Source organism: Falsiroseomonas sp. HC035, from assembly GCF_050563525.1.
In the GTDB taxonomy this organism is placed as follows: Bacteria; Pseudomonadota; Alphaproteobacteria; order Acetobacterales; family Acetobacteraceae; genus Falsiroseomonas.
On the sequence record NZ_JBNXUN010000040.1, the window covers coordinates 1 to 13,325 of the forward strand.

11 protein-coding genes are annotated in these 13,325 nt (G+C 64.1%); 4 read left to right on the forward strand and 7 right to left on the reverse strand.

The genetic code is table 11. The annotated features are described in order from the left end of the window. Nucleotides 1-640: DUF4394 domain-containing protein (locus ACLF3G_RS28920; RefSeq protein WP_430672836.1), on the forward strand; the 640-nt coding region annotated here is incomplete at its 5' end. A 155-nt stretch (nucleotides 641-795) separates the two neighbouring features. On the opposite strand, the gene ACLF3G_RS28925 is transcribed toward ACLF3G_RS28920, so the two are convergent. Continuing rightward, nucleotides 796-3,288, reverse strand: a complete 2,493-nt coding sequence (locus ACLF3G_RS28925; RefSeq protein WP_430672837.1) for a response regulator — start codon at nucleotides 3,286-3,288, stop codon at nucleotides 796-798. 15 nt (nucleotides 3,289-3,303) lie between these two features. Next, nucleotides 3,304-9,579 (reverse strand): HAMP domain-containing protein, encoded by a 6,276-nt coding sequence (locus tag ACLF3G_RS28930; RefSeq protein WP_430672838.1) that lies wholly within the window; start codon nucleotides 9,577-9,579, stop codon nucleotides 3,304-3,306. A gap of 552 nt (nucleotides 9,580-10,131) precedes the next feature. On the opposite strand from ACLF3G_RS28930, the gene ACLF3G_RS28935 reads away from it, so the two are divergent. From ACLF3G_RS28935 to ACLF3G_RS28945, 3 genes are read left to right on the forward strand one after another with little or no spacing between them, the layout of a single operon-like run. Continuing rightward, nucleotides 10,132-10,521, forward strand: coding sequence for a hypothetical protein (locus tag ACLF3G_RS28935; protein ID WP_430672839.1), 390 nt, complete (start codon nucleotides 10,132-10,134; stop codon nucleotides 10,519-10,521). After that, nucleotides 10,518-10,787 carry a DUF5985 family protein gene (locus ACLF3G_RS28940; RefSeq protein ID WP_430672840.1) on the forward strand — a complete coding sequence of 90 codons (270 nt, stop codon included), beginning with the start codon at nucleotides 10,518-10,520 and terminating at the stop codon, nucleotides 10,785-10,787. Before ACLF3G_RS28935 ends, ACLF3G_RS28940 begins: the two co-directional genes overlap by 4 nt. Then, nucleotides 10,787-11,065 carry a DUF5985 family protein gene (locus ACLF3G_RS28945; RefSeq protein ID WP_430672841.1) on the forward strand — a complete coding sequence of 93 codons (279 nt, stop codon included), beginning with the start codon at nucleotides 10,787-10,789 and terminating at the stop codon, nucleotides 11,063-11,065. The genes ACLF3G_RS28940 and ACLF3G_RS28945 overlap by 1 nt, the downstream gene beginning before the upstream one ends. A gap of 279 nt (nucleotides 11,066-11,344) precedes the next feature. Here the strand turns inward: ACLF3G_RS28945 and ACLF3G_RS28950 are convergent, their stop codons facing one another. The 5 genes from ACLF3G_RS28950 to ACLF3G_RS28970 form a co-directional block, all read right to left on the reverse strand. Continuing rightward, nucleotides 11,345-11,602: a hypothetical protein gene (locus ACLF3G_RS28950; protein ID WP_430672842.1), complete on the reverse strand. Its 258-nt coding sequence runs from the start codon at nucleotides 11,600-11,602 to the stop codon at nucleotides 11,345-11,347. Continuing rightward, complete coding sequence (locus ACLF3G_RS28955) at nucleotides 11,599-11,826, reverse strand: hypothetical protein (RefSeq protein WP_430672843.1); 228 nt, start codon at nucleotides 11,824-11,826, stop codon at nucleotides 11,599-11,601. The genes ACLF3G_RS28950 and ACLF3G_RS28955 overlap by 4 nt, the downstream gene beginning before the upstream one ends. A 169-nt stretch (nucleotides 11,827-11,995) precedes the next feature. Continuing rightward, nucleotides 11,996-12,172 (reverse strand): hypothetical protein, encoded by a 177-nt coding sequence (locus ACLF3G_RS28960; protein ID WP_430672844.1) that lies wholly within the window; start codon nucleotides 12,170-12,172, stop codon nucleotides 11,996-11,998. Continuing rightward, on the reverse strand, nucleotides 12,165-12,716 hold the full coding sequence (locus tag ACLF3G_RS28965) for a precorrin-2 dehydrogenase/sirohydrochlorin ferrochelatase family protein (RefSeq protein ID WP_430672845.1): 552 nt from the start codon (nucleotides 12,714-12,716) through the stop codon (nucleotides 12,165-12,167). The genes ACLF3G_RS28960 and ACLF3G_RS28965 overlap by 8 nt, the downstream gene beginning before the upstream one ends. Continuing rightward, the gene (locus ACLF3G_RS28970) at nucleotides 12,716-13,207 is read right to left on the reverse strand and encodes a DUF934 domain-containing protein (protein WP_430672846.1); all 492 of its coding nucleotides are present in this window, start codon (nucleotides 13,205-13,207) and stop codon (nucleotides 12,716-12,718) included. Before ACLF3G_RS28970 ends, ACLF3G_RS28965 begins: the two co-directional genes overlap by 1 nt. Nucleotides 13,208-13,325 lie beyond the last annotated feature (118 nt).

Genomic DNA, 13,325 nt, shown 5'->3' on the forward strand with positions numbered 1-13,325 from the left:
CATTGATCAGCGGCCGCAGGACGGCAAGCTGTATGGCGTGACGGAGCGCGGCCAGATTGTCTCCATCGACGTGGCGAATGGCCGCGCCACACCGGTCTCCCGCCTCAACATGCCGTTCGAGAGCGGCGGCCGCGCGGTGGTGGACTTCAACCCGGTCGCCAACCGGCTGCGCCTGATGGGCATGTCCGGCGTGAACTTCCGGGTGAACGTGGAGACCGGGGAGGTCGCGCGCGACGGCCAGCAGAAGTACCAGGTCGGCTCGCCGCAGGCCGAGACGGCACCGCGCATCACCGCCGGCGCCTACACGAACAGCGTGGCCCCTGCCGCTGGCGCTCCGGCCGCCGGCCAGCCCGGCGCGCCGACGACGGCGCTCTACACGATCGACACGCTGCTCGGCACCTACAACCTGCAGGCGCCGCCGAATGACGGCGTGCAGCAGGTGAAGGGCATGCTCGGCATGAGCCTGCCGGTCGGTATCGGCTTCGACATCCTGTCGGACGGCCAGGGCGGCAACATGGGCTACGTGCTCGCCAATGGCACGCTGCACGGCATCGACCTGGCGAATGGCCACCTGACCGCGATGGGCGCTGTGGCCGGCCTGCCCTCCCCCGAGATCCTCGACATCGCCGGAATGCGCTGACCAACCCACTTCGGCGGGGTGCGCCGACCCCCTCTCCCGGCGCATCCCGCCCGAAGCCGCCGCCATGCTGCGGTGCATGGCGGCGGTCTCAAATCAACGACGCCTCGTGCTGAAGTAGCGTGTGCCGACGTGCTGCTTCCCGAAGATTCTCTCAACTACGCACGGCGTGCGGGTTCGAAGGCAATGACATTCGTAGCTGTTTGAGGCCGCAAGATACGTGAGATAAGGGCCGAAAGTTGCTCCTGACTGTAAGGCTTCGACAACCGCGGTAGGTCTAGGGTCGCCTCGTCAGGCAGGTCAGCGTAGCCGGTCGCCAGCAGGACGGGCAGCCCCGGCCTGATTGTTTTGATTTCGTGCGCAAGCTCCAGACCGGTCATACCTGGCATCGCGTGATCGGTGATAACCAGATCGACCTGAAGGTCGGCATTCAACAACTCCATGGCGCGCGATCCTGAACAGGCCTCGGTCACGCTGTGGCCCAGATCGATCAGCATGTCCGCAGTTCCCGCACAGATCAGCGGGTCATCATCCACCACGAGCACCCGTGCCGGGAGTAGGGGCGCCACATCATGGGCAGATGTCGGAACCTTGAGGCTGACCTCTTCGATCGCCTGGACGCCCTCCGCAACTGGCAGCCAAAGCTCGACCGTAGTTCCCCTCTCCGGCACGCTGTTGATGACCATCCTACCGCCCGACTGCGCAGCAAGGCCATGCACCATCGAGAGACCAAGCCCCGTGCCTTTTCCCACCCCCTTGGTGGTGAAGAATGGCTCGGTTGCGCGCTTCAGTGTCTCCGCATCCATGCCGTTACCGCTATCCGAAACGCTCAGGCACAAATACCGCCCTGGCATGAGCTCGCCCATGCTCTCTCCTGCAACGGTCAAGCAGCGCGCGGAGATGGCGAGCTGCCCACCCAACGGCATCGCGTCGCGTGCGTTGACTGCTAGGTTCAGCAGCGCAAGTTCAAGCTGATTCGGATCGACCCGCACGGCTGGCAGATCATTCCGAAAATCGGTGGTGATCTGGACCGCCGGGCTGAGGGATCGGCGCAGCAAATCAGCCATGCCATCCACCAGGCGCGGCACGTCCACGGTTTCCGGCTTCAACTCCTGACGCCGGGCAAAGGCTAGCATTCGCTTGGTGAGGGTTGCGCCACGCTCAGCGCCCTGGATTGCTCCATCGACGAACCGCATGAGGCGCGGATCCTCCGGCAACCGCTTGCGAAGCAAGCTGAGATTTCCCAGCACGGCCATGAGTAGGTTGTTGAAGTCGTGTGCGACGCCTCCGGTCAGCTTTCCCAGGCTCTCCATCTTTTGCATCTCGTGGACCTGGGCCAGCGCCGCCTCGCGCTCGCGCGTCCGCTCCTCGACGCGAAGCTCGAGCTGCACATTGGCCTCAGCCAGTTGGTCCGCGCTCCGACGACGCTCGGTGATGTCGATGTCGGTCCCGATCATCCGCACAGGCTGTCCTGAGCCATCGCGGATCACCTCGCCGCGGCCAGTCAGCCAGCGGATCGCGCCGTCCGCGCCGGGCGCAAGCCGGAACTCGGCCTCGTAGGTCCCGGCGCCGGCCAGCGCTGCCTGTATCTCCTTCCAGACGCGCTGGCGGTCATCCACGTGGACCACACGACCAAAAGTCTCGGCCGATGTCTCTCGTCGGCCGTGGTCCAGCCCCCATTGGCGGTACACCTCGCCAATCCAGAGGATCCGGTCTGCACGCAGATCCCAATCCCAGATGCCGATGCCGCTGGTCTCCTGAGCAATCCTCAATCGCTCTTCGCTGGCACGTAAGGCTGTCTCCGTCGTCTTTCGCTCCGTGATGTCATGCGTTACGCCGCTGATCCGGATGGTGCTGCCCCCAGGAACCGCGGTTGGCGCCGCGCCGATGACGCACCAGCGCGTCTCTCCGTTCGGCCGGATCACGCGGAATTCGGCATCGTAGGCCTCCCCGCTTCGGGCGGCCTTGGCAGTTAAATCTTGCAGAGCCTGTCGGTCATCGGCGTGGATCATCGCGAACACCGCATCCGTCGTCGGCACAAAGCGGTCTGGGTCGGTCCCGAAGATGCGGTGATGCCCCTCATCCCAGATCTGGGCGCCGCTCAAGACGTCCCAGTCCCAGGATCCCATATGTCCCGCGGCGAGAGCCAGGCTGCGCCGCTGCTCGCTCTCGCGCAGCCGCGTTGTAGAAGCCTCGAGTTCCGCAGTGCGCTCCGCCACGCGCTGCTCCAGTTCGATGTTGAGCCGTTCGAGTTGGCGCGTCTTCCGGTAGAGTTCCGCAAAGACGCGCACTTTGGCGCGCAGCAGATCAGGCACCACCGGTACCGGCAGGTAATCGACGGCGCCGACCTCGTATCCACGCAATCGATCGAGATCGGTCATGTGAACGGCCGAGACGAAAATGATCGCCGTGCGCTCGAAGCGTGGATGGCCACGGATCATCGTCGCAAGCTCGAATCCATCGAGATCAGGCATAACCACGTCGATCAGGATGACGGCGATCTCGTTGCGCAGCAATTGCTCGAACGCTTCCCGTGCCGAGCCGGCGCGAATCAGATTCTCGCCAAGCCCTTCTAGGATGACTTCGTAGCTCAGCAGCTTCGCGGGCTGGTCGTCTACCAGCAGGATGTTGACCGGGCCAACCTCGGCCATGATGTGTATTCCTGCCTAGCGGTGCAGCCACATCCGCAGGGCGGAGAGAAGCTGCTCGGTGTTGACGGGCTTGGCCAGGTAATCGGAGGCGCCGGCCTCAAGACACTTCTCGCGGTCACCCTTCATGGCCTTGGCCGTCAGGGCGATGATCGGCAGGCGCCGGAAGGTCGGATTGGCACGGACGACCTGAATTGTCTCATAGCCGTCCATGCCGGGCATCATGATGTCCATCAGCACGATCGCAAGCGTGGGTACGGACTCGATCAGCGCCACCGCCTCGGTGCCCGTGGTCGCGGTGAGCACGCGCATCCCGCGGCGTTCGAGAACGCTGCTGAGCGCGAAGATGTTGCGGGCATCGTCGTCGACCAGCAGCACGGTCTGTCCGACGAGATCCTCGTCAGAACTGTGCAGCCTTTCCAGCATCCGCTGCTTGTCGCCTGGAAGGTCGGATACGACCCGGTGCAGGAACAGCGCCGTTTCGTCCAGCAGGCGCTCAGGCGATTCGACGCCCTTGACGACCACGCTGCGGGCAACCCTGTGCAGCTGCAGCTCCTCCTCCGACGACAACTCGCGCCCCGTGAAGACGATGACGGGCGTGTCGCGCAACGCCTCCTCGGCCGCAATCAGCCGCAGCACCTCAAAGCCCGACATGTCCGGCAGGCGAAGGTCGAGCACCATGCAATCGGCTGGCTCGCTGCGGAGTGCCGCCAGCGCGGCCGCGCCAGTGGCGGCCACGACAATCTCGACATCGTCATGCCCAAGAAGCTCCGAGATCGCCAGCTGCTCCGCGGGATCGTCCTCCACGACAAGCAGTCGCTTGCGGCGGGGCATCGCAAACTTCTTAATTCGCGACAATGCGGATTCGAGACCTTCGGTGGTGGTCGGCTTCGTCAGGAAGGTGAAGGCGCCGCGCGCAAGTCCATGTTGGCGGTCTTCCTCGAGCGTGACGATCTGCACCGGGATATGCCGCGTCAGCGGATCCTGCTTCAGTTGGCTCAGCACCGTCCAGCCGAGCATGTCCGGCAGGAAGACGTCGAGCGAGACGGCCGTCGGAAGATATTCGCGCGCAAGAGCAAGCGCTTCCGCTCCACGCGCAGCCACGAGTACCTTGAAGCCGCTATCGCGGGCGAGATCGGCCACCACACGAGCGTAGTGCAGGTCATCCTCCACGATCAGCAATGTCGCATCCCCAGGCTCGATCCTGTCGCGATCATCCGACACGGCTTCATTGGGACGATCGCTCAGAAGCTCAAGGCCAAGCCCGCGCAGGGGCGCCGGAAGGCGCGGCACCGGTGCCGATGCGGCGGGTGCACCGACGAATTTCAGCGGCAGGAACAGCGTGAAGGCGCTCCCGACATCCTGCGCGCTGCGAAGGTGGATCTCACCGCCCAGCAGGTTGGACAGTTCGCGGCTGATAGCCAGGCCAAGCCCGGTGCCACCATACTTGCGGCTCGTGCTCGCATCTGCCTGCTGGAAGGCCTCAAAGATGATCTTCTGCTTCTCGGGCGGGATGCCGATGCCGGTGTCCGAGACTTCGAACGCGACGACGGACGGCGCATGGCGCAGCACCGGATGGTCAGGGCCCCAGCCACCCGTCGCCGAACTGACCGAAAGCCGCACCTGGCCCTGCGCCGTGAACTTGAAGGCGTTCGACAGAAGGTTCTTCAGCACCTGCTGCAGGCGCTTCGAGTCCGTGATCATGCTGCGTGAAAGCTTCGGGTCCAGGATGACCTCGAAGGCCAGCCCCCGACTTTCCGCCTCATGGCGGAAGGGTCGAGCCACCGTCTCGAGCAGGGTCGTGAAGTAGATTTCTTCCGCGTCCACCGAGACGGTTCCAGACTCGATCTTGGACAGATCCAGGATGTCGCTGATGAGGTTCAGCAGGTCAGTGCCCGCGCCGTGAATTGTACGCGCGAATTCCACCTGCCGCGACGTCAGGTTGCCATCGACGTTGTCGCCGAGCTGCTGCCCGAGAATGAGGATGCTGTTCAGCGGTGTGCGCAACTCGTGCGACATGTTCGCAAGGAATTCGGATTTATATTTCGAGGTGGAGGCCAGTTCGGTCGCCTTCTCCTCCAGCGCCCGGCGCGCCTGCTCGATCTCCTGGTTTTTACGCTCTACCTCGACATTGCGCTCAGCCAGCTGCGCTGCCTTCTGTTCCAGCTGCTCATTCGTCTGTTGCAGCTCCCGCTGCTGCGTTTGAAGCTCACCCGCCAATTCTTGGGATTGAGTCAGGAGACCCTCAGTCTGCATCGTGGCCTCGATGCTGTTAAGGACGATGCCGATGCTGGCTGTAAGCTGCTCGAGGAAGGACAGTTGCAGGTCTGTGAAAGAGCCAAGCGAGGCCAGCTCAATCACGGCTTTGACCTGGCCTTCGAACAGTACTGGCAGCACGATGATGCTGCGCGGTGCGGTGCGGAACAGGCCGGAGCGGATCGGAACGACATCGGCGGGAACATCCGCGATGACCAGGCGCCGGGCATCGGCGGCGCATTGCCCGATCAGCCCATCGCCGATGCGCAGGCGCTTGGCATGCCCCGCCACCTCGTCATCGCCATAGGCCGACAGCAACCGCAGCGAGGTGTCGGGGTCGCTTTGAATCTGGTAGATCACGCCCTGCTGCGCGTTGACCAGCGGCGCCAGCTCGGACAGCAGCATGCGACCGACGGTCGCGAGGTCGCGCTGACCCTGCAGCATGTTGGTGAAACGCGCGAGGTTGGTCTTCAGCCAGTCCTGCTCGGTATTCTGGTCGGTCGTCAGCCGCAAATTGTCGATCATTGTGTTGATGTTGTCTTTGAGCTCGGCGACCTCGCCGCGCGCATCGACCTGAATGGACCGCGTCAGATCGCCCTTGGTCACCGCCGTCGCGACCTCCGCGATCGCGCGCACCTGCGTCGTCAGGTTCGCGGCCAGCAGATTGACGTTGCCGGTCAGGTCCTTCCAGGTACCCGCTGCGCCAGGCACGTTCGCCTGCCCGCCAAGCCGGCCTTCGACACCGACCTCGCGTGCCACCGTCGTCACCTGGTCGGCGAAGGTTGCCAGCGTGTTGGTCATGTTGTTGATGGTCTCGGCGAGCGCGGCAACCTCACCCTTCGAGTTCACCGTCAGGTTCTGCTTCAGGTCCCCGCCGGCGACCGCTGTCACCACCTTGACGATGCCGCGCACCTGTTCCGTCAGGTTGGACGCCATAACGTTCACCGTGTCCGTCAGGTCCTTCCAGGTGCCGGCGACGCCGGGAACCTGCGCCTGGCCGCCGAGTTTGCCCTCCGTGCCGACCTCGCGCGCCACGCGCGTGACCTCGGAGGCGAAGCCGTTCAGCTGATCCACCATCGTGTTGATGGTGTTCTTCAGCTCCAGGATCTCGCCCTTCACGTCGACGGTAATCTTGCGGGAAAGGTCGCCGCGCGCGACGGCGGTGGTGACCTCGGCGATGTTGCGGACCTGCGTTGTCAGATTCCCGGCCAGCAGGTTGACGTTGTCGGTCAGGTCCTTCCAGGTGCCGGCGACGCCCGGCACCACCGCCTGTCCGCCCAGGCGGCCTTCCGTGCCGACCTCGCGTGCCACGCGCGTGACTTCGCCGGCGAAGGACCGCAGCTGCTCGACCATCGTGTTGATGGTCTCCTTCAGCTGAAGAATTTCGCCGCGCACATCGACGGTGATCTTCTTGGAAAGGTCGCCGCCGGCGATGGCGGTCGCGACCTCGGCGATGTTGCGGACCTGACCGGTCAGGTTCGAGGCCATGAAGTTGACGTTGTCGGTCAGGTCCTTCCAGGTCCCGGCCACGCCTGGCACCACAGCCTGACCCCCCAGTTTGCCCTCCGTGCCAACTTCGCGCGCCACGCGGGTGACCTCGCCTGCGAACGCGTTGAGCTGGTCGACCATCGTGTTGATGGTTTCCTTCAGCTGCAGGATCTCGCCCTTCACGTCCACGGTGATCTTGCGGGAGAGGTCACCGCGCGCAACGGCCGTCGTTACCTCCGCGATATTGCGCACCTGCCCGGTCAGGTTGCCGGCCATGGAGTTCACGTTGTCGGTCAGGTCCTTCCAGGTACCGGCGACGCCTGGAACCTGCGCCTGGCCGCCCAGGCGTCCCTCAGTGCCGACCTCCCGCGCCACGCGCGTCACCTCGCCGGCGAAGCGGTTCAGCTGATCGACCATCGTGTTCAGCGTTTCCTTCAGCTGAAGGATCTCGCCACGCACATCCACCGTGATCTTGCGGGAGAGGTCGCCTCCCGCGATGGCCGTCGCGACCTCGGCGATGTTGCGGACCTGGCCGGTCAGGTTGGAGGCCATGGAATTGACGCTCTCGGTCAAGTCCTTCCAGGTGCCGGCGACGCCCGGAACCTGTGCTTGCCCACCGAGGCGCCCATCCGTACCGACCTCGCGCGCCACGCGCGTGACCTCGCCGGCGAAGGCGTTGAGCTGGTCGACCATCGTGTTGATGGTCTCCTTCAACTGCAGGATCTCGCCACTGACATTCACGGTGATCTTCTTCGACAGGTCTCCACGCGCCACGGCGGTCGCGACCTCGGCGATGTTGCGGACCTGACCCGTGAGGTTGGATGCCATCGAGTTGACGCTGTCGGTCAGGTCCTTCCAAGTGCCGGCGACGCCCTTCACCTCCGCCTGTCCGCCCAGCTTGCCCTCGGTGCCGACTTCGCGGGCCACGCGCGTGACCTCTGATGCGAAGGCGTTCAACTGGTCCACCGTAGTGTTGATGGTCTCCTTCAGCTGCAGGATCTCGCCGCGCACATCGACGGTGATCTTCTTGGAGAGGTCGCCGTTGGCGATGGCCGTTGACACCTCCGCGATGTTGCGGACCTGCGCCGTCAGGTTGCTGGCCATCGAGTTCACGCTCTCGGTCAGGTCCTTCCAGGTGCCTGCAACGCCCAGCACATTCGCCTGCCCGCCCAGTCTCCCATCCGTGCCGACCTCGCGTGCCACGCGCGTGACCTCGCCGGCGAAGGCGTTGAGCTGGTCGACCATGGTATTCATGGTCTCCTTCAGCTGTAGGATTTCGCCGCTGACGTTCACCGTGATCTTGCGGGAAAGGTCGCCGCCGGCAATGGCAGTCGCAACTTCCGCGATGTTGCGAACCTGCGCCGTCAGGTTGCCCGCCATAGAGTTCACGCTGTCCGTCAGATCCTTCCAGGTGCCGGCGACGCCGGGAACCTGCGCCTGGCCGCCGAGGCGCCCATCGGTGCCGACTTCGCGCGCCACGCGCGTGACCTCGGACGCGAAGCCGTTGAGCTGGTCGACCATCGTGTTGATGGTGTCCTTCAGCTCCAGAATTTCGCCGCGCACATCAACGGTGATTTTGCGCGAAAGGTCACCGCGCGCCACGGCTGTGGTCACCTGCGCGATGTTGCGGACCTGCGCCGTTAGATTTCCGCACATGGCATTGACGCTGTCCGTCAGGTCCTTCCAGGTGCCGGCGACGCCTGGCACCAGTGCCTGCCCGCCCAGTTTCCCCTCCGTTCCGACTTCGCGCGCCACGCGCGTCACCTCGGAGGCGAAGGACCGCAGCTGGTCGACCATCGTGTTGATGGCTTCCTTCAGCTGCAGGATTTCGCCACGGACATCGACCGTGATCTTCTTGGAAAGGTCGCCGTTCGCGACCGCAATTGTAACGTCGGCGATGTTGCGAACCTGCGCCGTAAGGTTCGATGCCATCGAGTTCACGCTCTCGGTCAGGTCCTTCCAGACCCCCGTCACCTCGCGTACCTGGGCCTGTCCCCCCAGCTTTCCGTCCGTGCCGACCTCGCGTGCGACACGTGTGACCTCAGAGGTGAAGATACTCAGCTGCTTGATCATGGTGTTGACGATCGTCGCGGCGCGCAGAAATTCGCCCTGCAGTGGGCGGCCGCCGACGTCGAGTTCGACGGTCTGGAGCAGGTCCCCTTTTGCCACGGCAGAGACCGCATGCGTGACCGCTGTGGTAGGCCAGAGAAGGTCGTCAATCAGTGTGTTGACCGATCCCTCCATTTCCCCCCAGGCCCCGCTAGACAGCCCGAAGCGAACCCGCTTGCCAGTGCGGCCCTCACGCCCCACAACTTGCCCCACTTCCTCCAACTGCTGCGCAATGCGCTGGTTCGACGCCACGATCTCGTTGAAGACATCCGCGATCTTGCCTGAGACACCGACTTCGTCAGTTGGAAGACGGACGGAGAAATCGCCGACGCGAACGGCCTGTAAAGCGTGAAGCAGGCGGCTGAGATCGGCAGCTGTGGTGCCCGGGACGTCCTCCGGGGGAGGGGTATCGACAACAGCGTGATGAGAAAGGGGCTGCATAGGCTGGATCAACCTTCTGGCGCTGGTGGTCACGGGCGGGCGCGTCTTATTGCGATGCTAGAATCATCAGCCGAGTTCGGTTTGCGGAGTAGGTGCCCACCCAACAACCCGAAGGAGAGAGCCATAGACAACAAGGTGAATGAGCGCCTTGTTATTCGCGATTCTGGTTCTTGGTGTTTCAAGCGCGAAGTGCCGTTGATGTGCCAGTGGGTGAGCACCAGAGTTGTCCTGCCAAAGCCTCGCGCAGGCCGTTTTCGCGACAATGTGATGTCCATTTGCTATCGTTATGGTTCCATCCCTGCGGCACTTCGGCCAAATCCGTGGCGCCGCAGCCTCTCAAAAGGTTTTGGAGGCGCGCGTGGTGCGATCTTCGGCTTGCTTTGATCCTGTGTCTTAAAGGGATTTGTTTGGCGGGCGCGATGAACGGGATGAACCTGCGAACGCCGTCGGAGTAATCCGGCCCTATCGAGACGTGGTACAAAGACACTTGGCGTGACAAGGTGCCCGAAGTGGTCGGCAAGGTTCTGGTATAACAGGTCAACGGACAAAATATTGTCTTCAAACAATACGATTGCGGATGACCTGAGAGTATTCATCCGCTCAACCATCACTTCAATCTGGTCACTGGAGCTTCTTCTTTTTTTAAAGAAGCAGCAGGATAGTGCCTGGAGCACAGACCAACTGGTTCGCGAGCTGCGTGGAAGTAATTTCCTGGTCCAAGAGCTGGTCTTATCACTGTGTCGCGCGGGGTTGATCAACGAGGACGAGACTGGTGCGGTCCGCTACAGCCCCTCTAGTCCCAAACTTGCAACGTTGGTCGAGAGGCTGGAACAATTGACACTGGAGCGTCCAATGGCTGTCAGGAACGCAATCGTTGCTGCGCCTCACGACAAGATCCAGGTCTTCGCCGACGCCTTCAAGGTCAAGAAGGACCAGGCATGAGCATGTTCCCACCCGCGGTTTATCTTCTTTGCGCCACAGCCAGCCTTGTCTGTCTGGTACTTCTCACGCGTAGCTACCTGCAGACACGTAGCAGGCTTCTGCTCTGGAGCGCGCTGAGCTTCGTTGGTTTCTCCGCCAATAACCTGCTGGTCTTCGTTGACTTGATCCTGCTGCCGGCGTCAGTGGATCTGCTTCCCTTCCGCAACCTCACTTCGATTGCAGCAATCGGCATCCTTCTCTACGGCTTCATCTGGGAGACGGAGTAGTGGATTCCTCGATGTTCCAGTTCTCAGCTGGCCTGATAACAATGGGCTATGTCGTCGCGGCCTTGTTCTTCTTCAGGTTCTGGCGCCGGACCCGGGATTGTCTGTTCGCGTTTTTCGGTGGTGCCTTTCTGCTTTTCGCTACCAACCAAGCACTGGTTGCACTTTCGGGACTGGCGCGGGAGGAGGCGAGTTGGTTCTACCTACTTCGGCTTGCCGGCTTCGTGCTCATTATTGTGGCGGTGGTCGCGAAGAACATGACGGCCGCCGGGCGGAATTGAAAACCGTCTCGCAGCAAGTTTTAGCGGCCCTATTGCGCTGACACAGACGGACGATGCACGCTGCTCCTGGGGCATGGCAGGTAGGGCTGAGTACGCGAACCACTGCCATCGCGCTGCCGATCGCCTCGACCACAACCTCATCCGTCTTGTTGAGGGTCCGGCCGAATCCCTCAAGCTCCGAGTGGGTCATGTCCACCTACCCGGCCGAGCACAATCGCCCGTCCTCCCAGAAGACGACCTTCGCAAAATTGCTGGAGGATCGAGAGCGCCAGCCGAGCCTCAGTGATCATCGACGCCGCCGACTACTTTCGTGCGGCGCGCACTCAAGGCGGAGACGCGTTTTGTGCCGTCGTCCAGGTCATGTGCAGGTGGGATCAGCATCGCGCAAGCTCTGCGTGGGACGTTCCGGCAGCGCGTCCGCCGCGTCCTCACCACCAGTTTGTCCAGCGGATGCCGCGCCACACCACCGACCTGAACCCCAAGCATGGGGTGCAACGTGTCCACACGCACCGCCGGTGCGTCCAGCAGGGCGCTCATCCGGCAAGGCCTGTAACCGGCACCAGCACCGGGCGCGGTGGGCCGCCACGGGCGCGGCGCAGGACGAGACGCGCCACGCGCTCGGCATCCGCGGGATTGGGAAACCGTGTTCCGTGCAGATCCTCGAGTGCGGGATCGACGGCAACAAGGTGCCAATCGACCGCGGAATGCACGGCGACGCCGACAAATCGACCGTCGATTTCAATGGGGCGGGACTGAATCATGGTGTAGCTCCTTGGGGTGCAATGGCGTGGCGGCATTCAGCCGCGACGACAGCACCGCGCGGGAGCAAGGGTGGTGGGCCAGTGTGCGGGGCGTGGTTCGGCAACAAGGAGCATCGTTTCAACCCTTTCCAGGGCAGGGTCGTTCATGTCGCCGCCGTGCCGGTGCATGTCACAGCACCAGCAGGCTGCGCAGCAAGGCGTCGAAGTCCGGCGCCGCGCCTGACGGAGGAGGAGGGGCCGAACGGACCAGCCCGCGCCACGGCCAGTGCGGCCGCCGAGGCGGGTGTTCGGCCGTCACGTCCCGGCAGACCGCCATCGGCCGAAGAGTCGCCAGCGCGTCAGCCATCCCAGGCCACCTCGCGACGCGACGGCGGATGGTGCTGACCAAGCCAATTCGCCGCCGCCAGATGCGCGTGTACGGCGCGCCGGACCTCGCCCATGTCGCGGCCTTCCGCCCGCAGCGCGGCACGCATCAAGGCGACTTCCTCCAGCCGCCCGGCCCATTCCGGGCCGAAAGCCTCCTCCAGCCACATGCGCAGGGCGGATGACAGGGCCGGGGCCGCGCCATTGGTGGAGACGGTGACCAGCAGGCGGCCGCGACGGACCATGGCCGGGACGTGGAAGTCGCAGAGCCGTGGCACATCCTCGATGTTGACGGGTATGCCCCGCCGCCGGGCCTGCCCGGCAAGCCAGTCGGACTCCGCGTCATCGAAGCCGGCGCCGAAGACCAGCGCCTGCCCCTCCAACGCGACTTCCGGTGGAAGACGGTTCTCGAACACCGTGAAGCGGCTCAGCCCGGCGCCGCGCAGCATCCGCAGGCGTTTGTCGAAGCAGGGGCCGGTGCCGGCGAGCAGCGTCGGCGTCTCGGTGGCGAATACCAGCGGCAGCATCAGGCGACGCCTAGCCGGCGGCGCAGCAGCGAGAGCGGCGCCTCGGAGCCGACGGACGCCTGGTAGGCGAACGGGATGACGCGCCGCGCAGCCTCCCACACCGCCACATCGGCATCCTCCGACACCTCGACCGTGGTGACGCCACAGCGCAGCAGGAACAGGTACTGATCGGGCAGCACATGGCCGGTCGCGCGGATCTCGCCCCGGAAGCCGAAGCGTTCGCGCAGCGTGCGCGCCTGGGTGAAGGCGCGGCCATCCTTGTGCTTCGGCAGCCGCAGCGCGATCAGCGCCAGCCGGTCCAGCACCGGTGCCAGGTCCAGAGGGTTGGCGTCCGGCGGCAGTTCCACGCCGGTCGGCGCATTGCGCAGGGGTGCCTCGCGCAGCAGCCGCGCCAGCGTCAGCAGCGCCGGCGCACCATCCGGCAGCGCGTCCTCCTCCGCCACCCGCAGATATGGGTCGGCGCGCAGCGCGCCGTTCTCAAGCAGCGCCATAAAGCGCCTCCTTGAATGGTACGGGGCCGAGGCGGCGGTAGGTGTCCTTGAAGATCTCGCCCGGGCGGCGATGCGCCACATGCACGCGGATCAGCGTCTCCACCGCATCCACGACGGT